Origin of the sequence: Amycolatopsis granulosa, from assembly GCF_011758745.1 — a bacterium.
In the GTDB taxonomy this organism is placed as follows: domain Bacteria; phylum Actinomycetota; class Actinomycetes; order Mycobacteriales; family Pseudonocardiaceae; genus Amycolatopsis_E; species Amycolatopsis_E granulosa.
Genome location: NZ_JAANOV010000001.1, coordinates 3,962,895 through 3,979,018 on the forward strand (window position 1 = coordinate 3,962,895; position 16,124 = coordinate 3,979,018).

The window sequence follows — 16,124 nt, forward strand, 5'->3', positions numbered from 1 at the left end:
TACAGCACATACGGTGGTTCCATGACCAGTCGCGAGGTGCTCCCGCCACCAGGCGGCAAGGCACTCACCGCCCGGCAACGCGCGCTGCTCGCCGAGCTGGAGGAGCTGTTCCTGGTCGAGGGCTTCGTCCACTTCACGCTCGACGACCTGGCCGCGAAGACGCACTGTTCGAAGTCGACGCTGTACGCGCTGGCGCCGAGCAAGGAGCAGCTGGCCGTCCGGGTGGTGCAGCACTACTTCAAAAGTGCCGCCGGCGTGCTGGACGAGCGGATCGCCGGCCTCGGGGACGCGCGCGAGATCATCGGCGTCTACCTGAGCGGCATCGCCGAGCACCTGAACCGGGCGTCCGCGGCGTTCATGCGCGACATCAGCGACTTCGCCCCGGCGCGGGCGGCCTACGAGCTCAACAGCCGGGCCGCGGCCGCGAAGATCCGCTCGTTCATCGCCAAGGGCGTCGCGGACGGGGTGTTCCGCGAGGTGCACGCCCCGCTCATCGCCGAGATGGCCGCCGTGCTCGTCGAGGCCATCCAGACCGGTGTGGTCGGCTCGCGGACCGGCGTCTCGGACGCCGAGGCGTTCACGGCGCTGTCCGAACTGCTCCTGGGCGGGCTAGCATCTCGCCCGTGATCGTGGTGGGTGGCGAGGCGCTGGTCGACCTGGTGCCGGGTGCCGAGAAGACGAACGACGGCCTGACGTCCCTGGTGCCGCGCCTCGGCGGCGGCCCGTACAACGTGGCCCTCGCGGCGGGACGGCTCGGCACGCCGACCGCGTTCCTGTCCCGGATCTCGGCCGACCGCTTCGGGCAGGCCCTGCGGGACCGGCTCCTGGCGTCGAACGTCGACATATCGATGGTGCAGGACGGTCCGGAGAACACCACCCTCGCCGTCGTCGCCCTCGCACCGAACGGGTCCGCGAGCTACACCTTCTACACCGAGGGCACGGCCGACCGGCTGGTCGCCGACCCCGGTCCGCTGCCCGAGGACGTCACCGTGCTGTGCCTGGGCACCCTCGGCATGGTCCTGGAGCCCGGCGCCTCCACCTACGAGACGGTGCTGCGGCGCGAGGCCGCCCGTGGCGTGCTGACCGCGCTCGACCCGAACATCCGCGCGGACCTCATCGCCGATGCCGACGCCTATCGCAGCCGGTTCGCCTCCTGGCTGCCCGACGTGCGCCTGCTCAAGCTGTCCGACGACGACGGCGAATGGCTGGCCGGGCCTGCCGGGCTGGACGCGGCGGTCAAGTCGTGGCTGGACGCCGGGGTGGAGGCGGTGGTGGTGACCCGCGGCGGCGACGGCCTGGTCGTCCACACCGAATCCGTGACCGTTCCGGTACCGTCCGCGCCCGCCCGGCTGGTCGACACGATCGGCGCCGGGGACACCGTGCAGGGAGCCCTGTTGTCGTGGCTGCACGACCGGAATGTGGGCGCGCTCACCGAGCTGACTGAGTCCGACTGGCGCGAGGTCTTGACTTTCGCGGCCCGGGCGGCGTCCATCACGGTGTCCCGGAGCGGCGCGGAACCGCCGACCGCGGCCGAGATGTGTGAACCTGATCCCAACGGTTTGCTCTAGGTAACACAATGGCTGCGCGAAGGGCCACTGTTCGACTAGCGTAATAGGGGAATTCATACCCCAGCGGGGCGGTGTGCGCGGACTTTTTCCGGTCGCGCGCGATCAGAAAGCTGCCTGTGTGACCTGCAGGAGCTACCGGCCCGTGTGACCGTGAGAGGGACGACCTGCATGTCCGACGCGACTGCGGCGACCGGTGGCGGCACCGTATCGCTGCGCCTACCGACTGGCGAGCACGAGCTGAAGGTTGTCAATGCCGTCGAGGGTGCTCCCGGCATCGAGCTGGGGAAGCTGCTGGCGTCGACCGGGTACATCACCTACGACCCGGGGTTCGTCAACACCGGGTCGTGTTCCTCGGCCATCACCTACATCGACGGTGACGCCGGGATCCTGCGGTATCGCGGCTACCCGATCGAGCAGCTGGCCGAGCGTTCCAGCTTCCTCGAGGTGTCCTACCTGCTGATCTACGGCAACCTGCCGACGCAGGCCCAGCTGGACGACTTCACCCAGAAGATCAGCAGGCACACCCTGCTGCACGAGGACCTCAAGCGCTTCTTCGACGGCTTCCCGCGTGACGCGCACCCGATGCCGGTGCTGTCCTCCGCGGTGTCCGCGCTGTCCACCTTCTACCAGGACTCGCTCAACCCGTTCGACGAGCCGAACGTCGAGCTGTCCACCGTCCGGTTGCTGGCCAAGGTGCCGACCCTGGCGGCCTATGCCTACAAGAAGTCCATCGGCCAGCCGTTCCTGTACCCGGACAACTCGCTGGGCCTGGTGGAGAACTTCCTGCGGATGACGTTCGGCCTGCCCGCCGAGCCGTACGAGGTCGACCCCGAGGTCGCCAAGGCCCTCGACCTGCTGTTCATCCTGCACGCCGACCACGAGCAGAACTGCTCGACGTCGACGGTGCGTCTGGTCGGTTCGTCCGAGGCGAACCTGTTCGCCAGCATCTCGGCCGGCATCATGGCGCTGTTCGGCCCGCTGCACGGCGGTGCGAACAGCGCGGTGCTGGGGATGCTGAACGGCATCAAGGCCGACGGTGGCGACGTGGCGAACTTCGTCAGCCGGGTCAAGAACAAGGAAAAGGGCGTCCGCCTGATGGGCTTCGGCCACCGGGTGTACAAGAACTACGACCCGCGCGCCAAGATCATCAAGCGCACCGCGGACCAGATCCTGGGCAAGCTCGCGCCGAACGACGAGCTGCTGGACATCGCGAAGCGCCTCGAGGAGACCGCGCTCTCGGACGACTACTTCGTCGAGCGCAAGCTGTACCCGAACGTCGACTTCTACACCGGTCTCATCTACCGGGCGCTCGGGTTCCCGACGCAGTTCTTCACGGTGCTGTTCGCGCTCGGCCGGCTGCCCGGCTGGATCGCGCACTGGCGCGAGATGATCAACGACCCGCAGACCAAGATCGGCCGCCCGCGGCAGATCTACGTCGGCGAAAAGGAGCGCGAGTACACCGCGATCTCCGAGCGCTGAGTTCTTTCCGGCGGCGCGTCCCGGCTCGGGACGCGCCGTCTTTTTTGTGCGTTCTTCCGGCTGTGCGAGAAATGGCGGAATGGGGCCGGCGAGCCGAGCCGGATGGCGCGGCATCGCCTAGAGTCGGAGGCGTGGGTACCGCCTTGTTATGGTTCCGGCGCGATTTGCGGCTCGCCGACCTGCCCGCGCTGGCCAGCGCGGGCGAGCGCGCCTCCCGGGTCCTGGCGCTCTACGTGCTCGACGACGCCCTGCTGAAACCGGCTGGTGAGCCCCGGCGGGCGTTCCTGCACGGCTGCCTGGAGGCGCTCGCCGGGAGCCTGGACGGGCGGCTCCTGGTGGTGCACGGCGACCCGGTGCGCGAAGTGCCCCGGGTGGCGCGCTCGATCGGCGCGGGCAGCGTGCACGTCAGCACCGACACCGGCCCGTACGGGCGCCGCCGGGACCGTGCGGTCGCAGCGGCACTCGGTGAGGTCGACTGGGTCGAGTGCGGTTCGCCCTACGCGGTGACCCCGGGCCGTCTCACGAAACCGGACGGGCAGCCCTACCGGGTGTTCAGCCCCTTCTACCGGGCCTGGTGCCGGCACGGCTGGCCGGCACCCGCACCCTCGTCCACAGTGGATTGGATCGAGCCGGGGGAGCCCTTCTCGCTGCCCCCGGCTCCCGATCCGCGGCCGATGTCGCTGCCGCGTCCGGGTGAAGCGGCCGCGCACGAGATCTGGCGGTCCTTTGTGGAGAGCGGGCTCGACGGCTACGCGGCCGGCCGTGACCGCCCCGACCGGCCGGCCACCACCCGGCTCTCCCCGTACCTGCGCTGGGGTTGTCTCCACCCCCGCACGATGCTCGCCGACCTCGGCAGCCGGCGCGGGGCGGACGCCGAGTCGCTGCGCAGCGAACTGGCCTGGCGCGAGTTCTACGCGGACGTGGTGTACCACCGTCCGGAGACCGCGCGGCAGAACTACGACCGCCGCTTCGACCGGCTGGAGTACGACAACGGCCAGGACGCCTTCGACCGCTGGCGCACGGGCCGCACCGGCTACCCGATCGTCGACGCCGGCATGCGCCAGCTGCTGGCCGAGGGCTGGATGCACAACCGGGTGCGGATGATCGTGGCGAGCTTCCTGGTCAAGGACCTGCACCTGCCGTGGTGGCTCGGCGCGCGGCACTTCATGCACCACCTCGTCGACGGGGATCTCGCGTCCAACCAGCTGAACTGGCAGTGGGTGGCCGGGACCGGCACCGATCCGGCGCCCTTCTTCCGGATCTTCAACCCGACCACGCAGGGCGAGAAGTTCGACCCCGACGGGGACTACGTCCGCCGGTACGTGCCCGAGCTGCGGGAGATTCCGGGCAAGGCGGCGCACCAGCCGTGGAGACTGCCGCGGCTGCCGAAGGGCTACCCGCCTCCGATGGTCGACCACGCGCACGAACGCAAGGTGGCGCTGGACCGCTTCAACGCGATCACCTGAGCGCTGTACCCGGTCGCCTGACCGTCCCATGTGGATGGTGGGCCGCGTGCCGGATCACAGTGGCCGCAGGGCCGCGTTGAGGTGGTGCGCGAGTTCCCCCAGCAGCGACTCGGTCGTGACGTCCGTGGTCGCGGCCCGCAGCGACAGCACGAACGACTGCACGACGAGCAGCACCGACCGCGCCTGCGCGGCTGTCGACCCGCGCCGGATCGAGCCGTCCCGGTGACCGGCCTCCAGCAGTGCGACGATGAACTTCTCGCCGAGCCGCTGGGTGCCGCCGAGCCGTCCGAGCACGTAAGGCACCACGACTTCGGTGTCCACGTCGAGGATCGTCCGCATCAGCGGGTCACCGTTCAGCAGCTGCACCGCGGCCACCGCGCTGCGGACCAGGCGCGTCCGGGCGGTCGGGGCGTCTGCCCCGCTCACCGTGGCCTGGTGCAGCAGCGCGCCGAACTCGCGGGTCATCAGCGCCGACAGCACGCTGCGCACGTCCGGGAAGCGGCGGTAGAGCGTCATCCGGCTGACCTTCGCCGTACGCGCGATCTCGGCCAGCGTGGTGCGCCGCAGCCCGGTGGCCAGGACACACCGCCGCGCGGCGTCGAGCAGCACGTCGTCGGATACGCGAGCGGCCGTGGGACGACCGCGGGCGTTCGCGAGCGCACTGGCGGGCCGGGCCTGCCCGATCATCGCGCGACCTTCATCGTCCATCGGTTGCACTGGAGCCCGTTGCCGCCATCGTTGACCACCATGCCTCGTGGTTGTCTACCCCCATCGGTACCGAGAGTATCGGGAAATGTGCTCTGAGGTGCGGCGTGCGTCACCGGCAGGCTAGATCGGCGGTCTCGATCGAGGTCAGCGGCCTGACCCGAACGGGTTCACCAGTTACCACTTGCGGGTGCCGGCCTCATTGGCCCCTTCCCGGTCCGTCACGGCGTGATGAGGTAGACGATCCCGCCGGGGCCACCGGCCACCGAGCCGTCCGCGGTGTGCCGCTTGGTGCGCTGCCAGATGTTTTCGAATTGGGCGCGCGGGTAGACCGTCCGCACGTTCTCGTTGCTGTTCGCGGCCGGGTCGTTGGCGATGACGTCGCCGTCCTTGGTGAACCCGACGACGACCATGATGTGGCCGGCCGTGCCGTAACCCGCGCCGTCCAGCTCGTCGGCGCGGAACGACTGGGACGTGATGACCGGTATCCCGCGCGCGATGTAGTCCTCCAGCTCGGTCAGCGAGTGCAGGCGCGTGACGTGCCCGCGCAGGCCGAAGGTCGCCGCGTAGGCGGTGTTGAACGGCCAGTTCCCGGTGCCCTCGTAGGCGAGGTCGTAGGTCTGACGGGCCGCGTAGTCGACGGTGCGGTCGGCGTACTCCGCTGGGATCCAGGTCATGTCCTCGGGTCGCGGGCGGCGACCCCAGTACTCGACCACCATTTCGGTGGACGTCGGGCTGCACCAGTTCTCCCCGCCGCCGCCGTACTCCGGAAACTGTCCTTTGTGGATATTCTGGGCGTAGGCGGGGACCGCGAGTTCGATGCCGGACGCCCGGCCGGGCGGCGAGGTCGGCACCTCGAACCGGTCCGGCACGTTCGACGTCATCGCGCCCACCGCGTTGATCGCCGGCATCGTCCGGGTGCCCGGGGCGCGGTAGAGCGAGACCCGCAGCCGGTAAGCGCGCAGCAGCTCGCCGGGTTTCATCACCAGCGTGTCCACCGAGACCTGTGCGTGCGCGTCGTCCTGGCCGTCGACGCTGGTGCGCCGGATGTCGCCGTCGCCGCTGGCCCACCGGCCCATCACGTACCACGGGGTCTGCGTGCCCGCCGTGGTCCGGACCTGGGTCTCCACCTCGATCCAGGTGCCCGGCGGGGTGTGCGCGTTCCAGGACGCGATCAGCTCCGTGGCGTCGAAGCCGGGCGTGTGGAACGGCGAGGTCCACTGCGACCGCTCGTAGTCGCGTCCCTCGTAGGACCGCACCCCGGCGGGTTCGAACGGGCCGGCGTGGGCCCATTCGTGGTAGTCGATCGCCTCGTCGCCGGCGCGGCCGGGAGCGGCGGAGGCGGGTTGCACGGACACCGTCGCCATCATCGCGGCGGCGAGCACGGCGAGCAGAGCGCGGGTCATCCGGGAATTCTCCCCCGGCGGCCCGGTGGTGTAAACCACTGACCGGGCGAGCGGGTCAGAGCACCGCCTGGGACTGGGTCACCTTCGCGACCAGCTTGCCGGCGTCGTCGTGCAGTTCGGTCTCCACCACGATCACCTTCCGGCCTGTGTGCAACGGGCGCGCGGTCGCGACCACGTGCCCCTCCCGCACCCCGCGCAGGAAGTTCGTCTTCGACTCGATGGTGGAGGTGCCCTGCGCGCCCTCGGGCAGGTTGAGGAACGCGCACACCGCGCCGGTCGAGTCGGCGAGCGCCATCAGCGCCCCGCCGTGCAGCACGCCGCCGATCGTGCACAGGCTTGCGTCCCACGCCAGCCGGGCGCGGACGACGTCCGCCGAGTGCTCCAGGACCTCGATGCCGAGCCGCTCCGAGAACGGCATCGACTGGTGGAACAGCGCCGTTCCGGTCTCGTCGAGCTGAGTCATGATCCGTTTCTAGCGCACCGGGCGGGTCCGCACCAGCACCCCGGCCCCACCGGCGGCCCGCACTCCCCTGTGGACGGTGCAGCCGCCGGGGAGGCATCAGAAGTGCCGCACGTCGAGCTTGCCCTGCGAGTGGAAGGCACGCAGCCGCTTCTTGTCGAACTTGCCGACGCTGGTCTTGGGCACCTCGTCGATGAACGTCCAGTGCTCCGGCAGCTGCCACTTCGCGACCTTGTCCGCCAGGAACTCGCGCAGCTCCCCGGCCGTCACCTGGTGGCCCTCGCGAACCACCACGGCGACCAGCGGCCGCTCGTCCCACTTCTCGTCCGGCACCCCGATCACCGCGGCCTCGGCGACGGCCGGGTGGCTCATCACGGTGTTCTCCAGGTCGACCGAGGAAATCCACTCGCCACCGGACTTGATCACGTCCTTCGCGCGGTCGGTCAGCGTCAGGTAGCCATCCGGGCTGATCCGGCCCACGTCACCGGTGCGCAGCCAGCCGTCGTGGAACTTCTCCGGGTCGGCGCCGCCGTGGTACCCGCCCGCGATCCACGGGCCGGCGACCTCCAGTTCGCCCACGCTCTCGTTGTCCCACGGCTGCTCGTTGCCGTGGTCGTCGATGAGCCGCGCCCGCACCGACGCCGGGAACCGGCCCTGCGAGTACCGGTACTGCCACGCCTGCTCGCCGGTCGCGCCGGCGGGCGGCCGGGCCACGCTGCCCAGCGGCGAGGTCTCGGTCATGCCCCACGCGTGCAGGATCGGCACGCCGTAGCGCTCCTGGAAGGTGCGCATCAGCGACGGCGGGCAGGCCGAACCCCCGACGACCACCTCGCGCAGGTGCGAGATGTCCTGCGGGTGTGCCTCCAGCTGCTGCAACAGGCCCTGCCAGATGGTCGGCACGGCACCCGCGAACGTCGGCCTCTCCGAGGCCAGCATCTGCGCCAGCGGGGCCGGCTGCAGGAACCGGTCCGGCATCACCAGCGACGTCCCGACCATCATCGCCGCGTAGGGCATGCCCCAGGACATGGCGTGGAACATCGGCACGATGACCAGCGCGGTGTCCTCCGGGGCCAGCCGCATGCTGTCGCTCATGCACACCTGCATCGAGTGCAGCCAGATCGACCGGTGGGAGTAGGCCACACCCTTCGGCTCGCCCGTCGTGCCCGACGTGTAGCACATCGCGGCGGCCGAGCGCTCGTCGATCTCCGGCCAGTCGAAGGTGTCCGGCTGGGCGGCGAGCAGCTCGTCGTAGGAGTGCACCTCGACACCGGCCGGGGCCTCCAGGGTGGCCGGGTCGCCGTTGGCGACGACGACGTGCCGGACGGTCTTCATCTCCGGCAGCTGCCGGGCCAGCAGCGGCACCAGCGAGCCGTCCACCAGCACGACCTGGTCCTCGGCGTGGTTGGCGACGAACGTCAGCTGCTCGGGGAACAGGCGGATGTTGAGGGTGTGCAGCACGGCGCCCATCGCGGGGATCGCGAAGTAGGCGGCCAGGTGCTCGGCGTTGTTCCACATGAAGGTGCCGACCCGCTGGTCCCCGGTGATGCCGAGACCACGCAGCGCGCCGGCGAGCCGCGCGGCGTTGCGGCCCAGCTCCCCGTAGGTCTCGCGGCGAGGACCCTGGTCGGTCCACGTGGTCACCCGGCTGGCAGCGTGGATCCGGCTTCCGTGTTCCAGGAGGCGAGCCAGGGAGAGCTGGCCGTCCTGCATCGTGCTCAACATGGGCACTCCCGCGCGGTGAAAGTTCGTCGTCGAACGTGTCTGACGTCACTCTAAGGTGAAGACACCGCCGGTCGCCAGAACCGGCCGCACCCGCCCCGACCGGGGGTTTCCGCGCGTGTCGAGGTCGCGGCCCCGGCCCTGGTGGCGTTTACTGGGCGCGTGGACCAGACGGCCTGGCCAGCGCTTGCGCGAGCAAGCACCGCGCTGGGTGCCAGCCGTCGCCGCGAGAGCGGATATCCGACACACGGAAGGACTACTACGTTGGCTCTGCCCACGTTGACCCCGGAGCAGCGCGCGGAAGCGCTGGCCAAGGCCGCCGAGGCCAGGAAGGCCCGCTCCGAGCTGCTCGCGTCGATCAAGTCCGGTCAGCAGTCCATCGACTCGGTGCTGGCGAAGGCCAAGGACGACAAGACGATCGGCAAGACCAAGGTCACCCAGCTGCTCAAGGCGGTGCCCGGGCTCGGTGCGGTGAAGGTGGCCGCGCTGCTGGAGAAGGCCGGGATCGACCCGGACCGGCGGGCCGGCGGTCTCGGCGAGCGCCAGCGCGCGGCGCTGATCGACGCCCTCAAGTAACCCGTTTCCGCAGGTCGGCGTGGAAGTGTTGCGCGAGTGACACTTCCGTTCCCCGCTGCCCGACCGGGAGCACAATGGGGGTGTGGATGCCGCAGGGACACTCGAGGAGTACACGCCGGGCGACTTCTACTTCGCCACGTCCCGGCACACGATCTTCGGGTCCGGCTCTCGGCTGACCTTCGCCGACACCGATGTGCCGGCGCTCAGTGAGGCGGTCCCGGCCGCGCTGGCCGGGTCCCCGGGCTCGCTCGCGGTCGGTGTCCTGCCGTTCGACACCGCCGCGGCACCCGGCTACCTCGTCGTGCCGGAGACCGCCCGGGTGGCGGGTCCGGCGCACCCCGGCGCGGCGGACCTGCCGCGGATGCCTGTCGTCGGCCCCGACGTGGTGCGAGCCGTGCCCGAGCCGGTCGCCCACGTCGAGGCCGTCGCGCGTGCCGTGCGGGCGCTGGCCGACCGCGGCATGCGCAAGGTCGTGCTCGCGCGTGCCCTGGACCTGGAGTTTCCCGGTCCGGTGCCGGTCAAGGCCGTGCTGCACAACCTGGTCAAGGACAACCCGCACGGCTACACGTTCGCCGCGGCCCTGCCCGGCGGGCGGTCCCTCATCGGCGCGACACCGGAGCTGCTGCTGTCCCGCAGCGGCCGGCGGGTCGTGTCGCACCCGCACGCCGGTTCCGCGCCGCGCTCGGCCGACCCGGTCACCGACCGGGAGAACGCCGAGCGGCTCGCGTCCTCCCGCAAGGACCAGGTGGAACACGCGATCCTGACCGAGGCCATCGTGGAGACGCTGCGGCCGTTCTGCCGCAACTTGCGCGTGCCGGGCACCCCGTCGCTGGTGGCGACGCCCACGGTGTGGCACCTGAGCACGATGGTGACCGGTGAGCTGGTCGACCCGGAGGTGACGGCGCTGCACCTGGCCGGTGTCCTGCACCCGACGCCGGCCATCTGCGGGTCGCCGACCGGCGACGCGCGGCGGCTGGTCGGCGAGCTGGAGCCGTTCGACCGCGGGTACTACGCGGGAACGGTCGGCTGGATGGACGCCCACGGCGACGGCGAGTGGGCGGTCTCCATCCGGTGCGCCGAGGTGAGCGGGGAGCGGTTGCGCCTGTACGCGGGTGGCGGCATCGTGCCGGCCTCGGACCCGAAGGCGGAGCTGGACGAGACGTCGGCGAAGTTCCAGACGCTGCTGCGGGCGATGGGGCTGGAGCTGTAGCCCCACGGGGCTACGGGGTCGGCCACCACCGTTCGGTCACCCGCAGCTCCTGCTCGGCCAGCACCGCGACCGCCGCCCGGTACCCCTCGCCGGGGTCGAGATCGGCCAGCCGGGTGCGGGCCGGGTTCAGCGCCGGATCCGCGGACGCGACCAGCCGCGGCGGATCCCCGGGCCCGGCCAGCGTGAGGCTCCGCAGCGGGATCCGCAGACCCCGTCCGGTGGCCTTCATCAGCGCCTCCTTGCCGGTCCAGAACCGGAAGAAGGCGGCCACCCGCTCCGGTTCGGTCAGGTCCGCCAGCGTCGCCCGCTCGGTCTCGTTCAGCGCGTACCTGATCAGCGAGTCGTCCACGCGCCGGGTGGTGGCCTCGACGTCCAGGCCGACCGGAACGCCACTGGTCACGGCCACCCCGACCCGCTCGCCGGAGTGCGAGATGGACAGCTCGAACCCGGCCCCCGGCACCCGGGGGCGGCCGTGCGGCTTGCCGCAGTCGTCGCAGGCCGCGTCGAAGGTCACGTCCGCGGCCGCGCGTCCGAGCAGGTCACCGGCCACCGTCTTGGCCAGCACCCGGCCGGTGAGGAACCGCTGCCGGTCGATCTCCCGCCGGTAGGCCCGGTACCGCCCGCGCTCGGCGTCGTCCAGCAGGGCGAGGTACTCCGGTTCGTCCGGCAGCGGAACCGCCCACCACACCGCGCACTCGATCACGTGCCCAACCTACGCGGTGCGTGCAGCCGGGCGCCTGCGCAGTGCTGGCCCCAGCTGCGAGCCACCACCCACGCGAGCGGCCTGGCACCGAACGGGATTTGGGGCCTTTGCCCGGGCACCTGGTGCGGGAGTATCTGCGTGTCCATTTCCATACCGAACCGGATTCCGATCTGAGCCGCCGTGCGCTAGTCTGGGTAGTAAGCAAGCGCTTAGTAGAAGGGCCGACGATGGACTTCAGCTTGAGCACCGAAGAGCGGGAAGTGCGCGACTGGGTGCGCACGTTCGTGCAGCGTGAGCTGATGCCGCTCGAACCCGAGGTGCTGCGCCGCGAGCGCCGCAACGAGCCCGGCCTCACCTCCGACGAGCTGGCCGCGCTGCAGCTCAAGGCGAAGGAGTCCGGGTTCTGGGGGGTGCAGACGCCGGAGGAGTACGGCGGCATGGGCCTGTCGGCCATCATGACCGCGCTGCTGGAGGCCGAGCTCGGCCGCACCTTCGTGCCCTTCCGCTTCGGCGGCGCGGCGGACAACATCCTGTTCCACGCCAACGACGAGCAGAAGGAGCGCTACCTGCTCCCGACGATCGCCGGCGAACGCAAATCGTGCTTCGCGATCACCGAGCCGGGTGCGGGCTCGGACGCCAAGAACATCCGCACGTCGGCCCGCAAGGACGGCGCGGACTGGATCATCAACGGTGAGAAGACGTTCATCACCGGCGGCAACGAGGCCGACTTCGCGATGGTGTTCGCCGTCACCGACCCGGCGAAGGGTGCGGCCGGCGGGGTGACCTGCTTCCTGGTCGACCGGGACATGGGCTGGAAGTCCGAGCCGATCGACACGATGGGCGAATGGGGGCCGGCGTCGCTGGTCTTCGACGAGGTGCGGGTGCCGGAGAGCCAGATCCTCGGCGAGGAGGGCCGGGGCTTCGCGCTGGCGATGCAGTGGATCGGCCGCGGCCGCTACCTGCTGCCGGCCCGCGCCATCGGTTCCTGCGAGCGGCTCATCTCGATGGCGATCGAGCACGCCAACACGCGCGAGACGTTCGGGGCGCCGATCGCGACCCGGCAGGCGATCCAGTGGATGATCGCCGACTCCGGTGTCGAGCTGGAAGCCCTGCGCTGGCTGGTGCTGCACGCGGCCTGGCAGGTGGATTCCGGAATGGACTCCCGCCACGCGCAGTCCGTCGCGAAGCTGTACGGCGGCATCAAGGCCAACGAAATCGTCGACCGGGTCCTGCAGATCCACGGTGGCATGGGTTACACGCGGGAACTGCCGATCGAGCGGTGGTACCGCGAGCTGCGGCTGCTGCGCATCTACGAGGGCACGGACGAGATCCAGCGCCGCACCATCGCCCGCAACCTGTTGAAGGGGCACGTCAAGATCGGTGGTGCGCTGGGCTGAGGCCGGCACCGGCGGGGACCAGAGCCGCGCCCCGCCCGCGGATCGACCCGTCGGAAGAACCACCTCGGGGCCGCCTCCGGAAACTCCGGAAGCGGCCCCGAGGCGTGTTTTTCGGGAACTGTCTCAGGATTCGTTCGCGGCGTCCCGCAGTGCGCGCGGAGCCCCGGCCAGGTCCTCCTCGTTGCAGAGGAGCTTCAGGTCGTAGTACGGCGCGCCTTCGCGGTCGTCGTAATCGAGGTGGATGGAGACCACATCCACCGGCTCACCGAGCCACTCCTGTGCCGACCTGAGCCAGTTCGCGCAGCGCTCGAGCGCGGTGGGCAGGTCGTCGTCACGGAACTGCACGGGACGGTAGGGCACATCGTGGACATGATCCTGAGGGTGTGACGGAGCAGGGAGTCCCAACGCGAGACCCTGCTCGTCCAGTTCCAGGTGGATCGTTCGCTCAGTCACCCTTCGAGGGTCCCTCAGCCCGGCCGAGTCGGCAAGACCCCAGCTAGGGCCGTATGCGCCACACTCTCGACGCGACCTCGCGGGCCCGTTCCGCGGCCGCCGCGCCGGGGGAAGCGGGGCAATCCAGCATGCGCAGCGCGAGCTGGGCATATCGGGCGGCGAGGTGGTCCAGCGGCAGTGGACCGCGTGGTGAGTACCAGCGGGCCACGCCGGTGCACATCTCCAGCAGGGCGAGCCTGGTCACGGCCGGGTCGGGGACGTCGAACAGGCCGGCCGCGACGCCCGCATCGATGGTGTCCGCCCAGATGGTCTCGTACTCGTCCCGCAGGGCGACGATGCCCTGCCGGGCGGAACGGGACAGGGCGCCGACCTCGTGGTCCACCACCCGGGTCTCGTCCGGCTGCGCCGCATGGGCCATGACGTGCAGCGTGACCAGGGCGGACAGCGCCGCGACCGGGTCGTCGACGGTCTCCAGCGTTTGACGTGCCGCCAACAACAGCCGGTCCAGGCACTCCCGCATGATGCCGACGAGCAGGTCCTCCTTGGTGCCCATGTAGTGGTAGAGGCTCGCGCTGGAGATCTTCGCCGTGTGCGCCAGGTCCCGGATACCGGTGCCGTGGAACCCCTTCGCGGCGAACAGCTTCACCGCCGCCCGCCGGACGCGCTGCTCGGTGGTCAGAGCCATGCCTCGGCCACCCGGTCGTAGGTCGGGGTGTCCAGGGCGGACAGCTTGCCCTTCGCGATGCGTTCCGAGGGCGTGCGCGGCAGGTCGGCGGTCATCGACCAGTACCGCGGGACCTTGAAGTAGGCCAGCTGGGTCGCGCAGAACTCGGCCAGCTCACCCGGGGTGGTGTCGCGGGCCGGCACGACGAAGGCTTTCACCTCTTCCCCGCGCAGGTCGTCCGGCACGGCGATCACCGCCGCCAGCTCGACGGCGGGGTGCAGCAGCAGGGCGCGCTCCACCTCGTCGGCGGAGATGTTCTCGCCGCTGCGGCGGATCATGTCCTTCGTCCGGCCCACGTAGTAGACGCGGCCCTCGGCGTCCATTGTGGCCAGGTCACCGGTGTGGAACCAGCCGCCCGAGAACGCGCGGGCGGTCGCCTCCGGATCGTCGTGGTAGCCGTGCATGAGCCCGACACCGCGGATGAGCAGCTCGCCGGTGCCGCCGCGGGGGACCGGCCGGCCCTCCTCGTCGGCGATCATCGCCTCGCGCTCGCGGATGGGGCGGCCGATGCAGCCGCTGCCGGGCCGGTGGTCGGCCGGACGATCCCGGATGTCGCCGCCGGTCTCGGTCATGCCGAACGCCTCGTACCAGGGCACGCCCCACCTGTCCTCCAGTTCGGCGTGCAGGTCGCGCGGGATCGCCGAGGCCATGACGGAGCGGACCCGGTGGTCGCGGTCGCCGGGACCGGCGGGCTGGCGCAGGAGCAGGGTCGGCATCAGACCGAGGCAGTAGAACCAGGTGACGTCGTGCTCGCGGACCTTGGGCCAGAACGTGCTGGGGTGGAAGCGGTCGAGCACGACGAGTTCGGCACCGGCGGCCAGGGCGGCCGCGACGTTCCACTGTGGATCGATGTAGTGGAACGGTTGTGCGGTGAGGATCCGGTCGTCGGCGGTGAGGTGGGGGAAGTCCTCGACGAGGCTGCGCGCGAGAGTCGTCCAGTAGCGGTGCGGCAGGACGCAGCCCTTCGGGGCGCCGGTGGTGCCGGAGGTGTACTGGATGTTGGTGGGCGCCTCGGCCGCCGGCTGGTGCTCGGGTGGTGCGCCGGCGGGCAGTTCGTCCGGGGTGACGACGGTGTCCGGGCCGATGCGGGTGAGCAGGTCGGTGAACTCGGGCGCGGCGACGGCGATGCGGGCGCCGGAGTGGCGCAGCACGTGGGCGCCGTCGAGCTCGCGGTAGTTGGTGTTGACCGGCACCAGGACCGCGCCGATCTTCGCGAGCGCGAGCCAGAGCAGCGGGAAGGCCGGTTCGTTGCGGAGCATGACGGCGACGCGGTCGCCGGGCCGGGTGCCCAGCGTGGCGAGCGAGCCGGCGAGGCGGTCGGTCTCGCGGTCGATGTCGGCGAAGGTGAAGCGGGCGCCGGTTTCGTCGAACCGCCAGCCGGTGCGGTCCGGCCACAGCCGCGCCGCGCGGCGCACGAGGGAGGCGAGGTCGTCGGGGATCATGCGCGGCTGCCGAGAGCGGTGCCCGGGAGGTGCTCGGTGATCAGCGCGTGGCTGACCTCCAGCTCGAGTGCCTGGTCGAGGGCGCTGTCGATGCCCGCGTCGAGCGCGCGCTTGGCGAGGGTGGTCGCGGGGTGGGCGGGGATGCGACGGGCCCAGTCGAGTGCCGTGGCGTGCACGTCCGGGACGACGGCGTTGACGAGGCCCAGTTCGTGCGCGGTGCGTGCGTCGATGCGGTCGCCGAGGAGGAGGAGTTCTTTCGCCTTGAGCGGTCCGACGAGGAGGGGGAGGAGGCGGGAGGCGGCGCCGGTGACGCTCAGGCCGAGGCTCGCCTCGGGGAACGCGAAGACGGCGTCCTCGGCGGCGAGCACGAGGTCGCAGCCGAGCGCGAACTCCGCGCCGGCGCCGATGGCGTACCCGTGCACGGCGGCGATCACGGGCTGCGGGAGGGCGCGCAGCCGCCGGGTGACGTCCTGGAGACGTTCGATGCGGGCGCGGGAGTCGCCCTGCGGGTTCTCCTTCAGGTCGTGGCCCGCGCAGAACGCCCGGCCACGCCCGCCGAGCACCACCGCCTTCGTGTCGCCCACATCGCCGAGCGCGGCGAGCAGGTCATCGACGAGCCGCGGCGCGACGGCGTTCAGCCGCTCCGGTCGGTTCAGCCAGATGTGTGCGACGTCGCCGTCGATCTCGAGGTCCACCGAGCTCATGGGGCGAGGGTAGCCGACCGATCGATCGATCGGCCAGGAGCGGGCGCGCGGGCGCGGGTGCGCTGGTCCGCCGGCTGCTGCACGATGTGCCCGCTCGTGCGTCGCCGGCAGG

16 protein-coding genes are annotated in these 16,124 nt (G+C 71.0%); 7 read left to right on the forward strand and 9 right to left on the reverse strand.

The window, feature by feature from the left end:
- The first annotated feature begins 21 nt into the window (after positions 1–21).
- From FHX45_RS19480 to FHX45_RS19495, 4 genes are all read left to right on the forward strand, one after another.
- A complete protein-coding gene (locus FHX45_RS19480; protein ID WP_167103928.1) occupies positions 22–627 on the forward strand; it encodes a TetR/AcrR family transcriptional regulator in 606 nt (201 codons plus the stop codon).
- Positions 624–1,568, forward strand: a complete 945-nt coding sequence (locus FHX45_RS19485) for a PfkB family carbohydrate kinase (RefSeq protein WP_167103931.1) — start codon at positions 624–626, stop codon at positions 1,566–1,568. Before FHX45_RS19480 ends, FHX45_RS19485 begins: the two co-directional genes overlap by 4 nt.
- 168 nt (positions 1,569–1,736) lie before the next feature.
- A complete protein-coding gene (locus FHX45_RS19490; protein ID WP_167103934.1) occupies positions 1,737–3,047 on the forward strand; it encodes a citrate synthase in 1,311 nt (436 codons plus the stop codon).
- A gap of 131 nt (positions 3,048–3,178) precedes the next feature.
- Positions 3,179–4,513 carry a cryptochrome/photolyase family protein gene (locus FHX45_RS19495; protein ID WP_341771535.1) on the forward strand — a complete coding sequence of 445 codons (1,335 nt, stop codon included), beginning with the start codon at positions 3,179–3,181 and terminating at the stop codon, positions 4,511–4,513.
- 54 nt (positions 4,514–4,567) lie between these two features.
- On the opposite strand, the gene FHX45_RS19500 is transcribed toward FHX45_RS19495, so the two are convergent.
- The 4 genes from FHX45_RS19500 to FHX45_RS19515 all read right to left on the reverse strand — a co-directional run bounded on the left by FHX45_RS19500 (position 4,568) and on the right by FHX45_RS19515 (position 8,806).
- Complete coding sequence (locus FHX45_RS19500) at positions 4,568–5,221, reverse strand: TetR/AcrR family transcriptional regulator (RefSeq protein WP_424923816.1); 654 nt, start codon at positions 5,219–5,221, stop codon at positions 4,568–4,570.
- A gap of 218 nt (positions 5,222–5,439) precedes the next feature.
- Entirely contained in the window at positions 5,440–6,624 is a 1,185-nt protein-coding gene (locus tag FHX45_RS19505) for a peptidase C39 family protein (protein WP_167103940.1), read from the reverse strand.
- Positions 6,625–6,679: 55 nt separating this feature from the next.
- On the reverse strand, positions 6,680–7,087 hold the full coding sequence (locus tag FHX45_RS19510; protein WP_167103943.1) for a PaaI family thioesterase: 408 nt from the start codon (positions 7,085–7,087) through the stop codon (positions 6,680–6,682).
- 96 nt (positions 7,088–7,183) lie between these two features.
- Positions 7,184–8,806, reverse strand: coding sequence for a long-chain fatty acid--CoA ligase (locus FHX45_RS19515; RefSeq protein WP_167103946.1), 1,623 nt, complete (start codon positions 8,804–8,806; stop codon positions 7,184–7,186).
- A gap of 261 nt (positions 8,807–9,067) precedes the next feature.
- Between FHX45_RS19515 and mihF the strand changes: the two genes are divergently transcribed.
- Positions 9,068–9,379: an integration host factor, actinobacterial type gene (gene mihF / locus FHX45_RS19520; RefSeq protein WP_167103949.1), complete on the forward strand. Its 312-nt coding sequence runs from the start codon at positions 9,068–9,070 to the stop codon at positions 9,377–9,379.
- An 82-nt stretch (positions 9,380–9,461) separates the two neighbouring features.
- Entirely contained in the window at positions 9,462–10,589 is a 1,128-nt protein-coding gene (locus FHX45_RS19525) for an isochorismate synthase (RefSeq protein WP_167103952.1), read from the forward strand.
- Positions 10,590–10,599: 10 nt separating this feature from the next.
- Here the strand turns inward: FHX45_RS19525 and FHX45_RS19530 are convergent, their stop codons facing one another.
- The gene (locus FHX45_RS19530; RefSeq protein WP_167103955.1) at positions 10,600–11,292 is read right to left on the reverse strand and encodes a 4'-phosphopantetheinyl transferase superfamily protein; all 693 of its coding nucleotides are present in this window, start codon (positions 11,290–11,292) and stop codon (positions 10,600–10,602) included.
- A 227-nt stretch (positions 11,293–11,519) separates the two neighbouring features.
- Here FHX45_RS19530 and FHX45_RS19535 point away from each other — a divergent pair, with 227 nt between their 5' ends.
- The gene (locus tag FHX45_RS19535) at positions 11,520–12,689 is read left to right on the forward strand and encodes an acyl-CoA dehydrogenase family protein (RefSeq protein WP_167103958.1); all 1,170 of its coding nucleotides are present in this window, start codon (positions 11,520–11,522) and stop codon (positions 12,687–12,689) included.
- A 123-nt stretch (positions 12,690–12,812) separates the two neighbouring features.
- On the opposite strand, the gene FHX45_RS19540 is transcribed toward FHX45_RS19535, so the two are convergent.
- The 4 genes from FHX45_RS19540 to FHX45_RS19555 are packed head-to-tail and all read right to left on the reverse strand — an operon-like array spanning position 12,813 to position 16,012.
- The gene (locus FHX45_RS19540; protein WP_167103961.1) at positions 12,813–13,142 is read right to left on the reverse strand and encodes a hypothetical protein; all 330 of its coding nucleotides are present in this window, start codon (positions 13,140–13,142) and stop codon (positions 12,813–12,815) included.
- Between the two features lie 43 nt (positions 13,143–13,185).
- Positions 13,186–13,827 carry a TetR/AcrR family transcriptional regulator gene (locus FHX45_RS19545; protein ID WP_167103964.1) on the reverse strand — a complete coding sequence of 214 codons (642 nt, stop codon included), beginning with the start codon at positions 13,825–13,827 and terminating at the stop codon, positions 13,186–13,188.
- The gene (locus FHX45_RS19550) at positions 13,818–15,308 is read right to left on the reverse strand and encodes an AMP-binding protein (RefSeq protein WP_167103967.1); all 1,491 of its coding nucleotides are present in this window, start codon (positions 15,306–15,308) and stop codon (positions 13,818–13,820) included. Before FHX45_RS19550 ends, FHX45_RS19545 begins: the two co-directional genes overlap by 10 nt.
- Positions 15,305–16,012: an enoyl-CoA hydratase/isomerase family protein gene (locus FHX45_RS19555; protein ID WP_167103970.1), complete on the reverse strand. Its 708-nt coding sequence runs from the start codon at positions 16,010–16,012 to the stop codon at positions 15,305–15,307. The genes FHX45_RS19550 and FHX45_RS19555 overlap by 4 nt, the downstream gene beginning before the upstream one ends.
- Positions 16,013–16,124 lie beyond the last annotated feature (112 nt).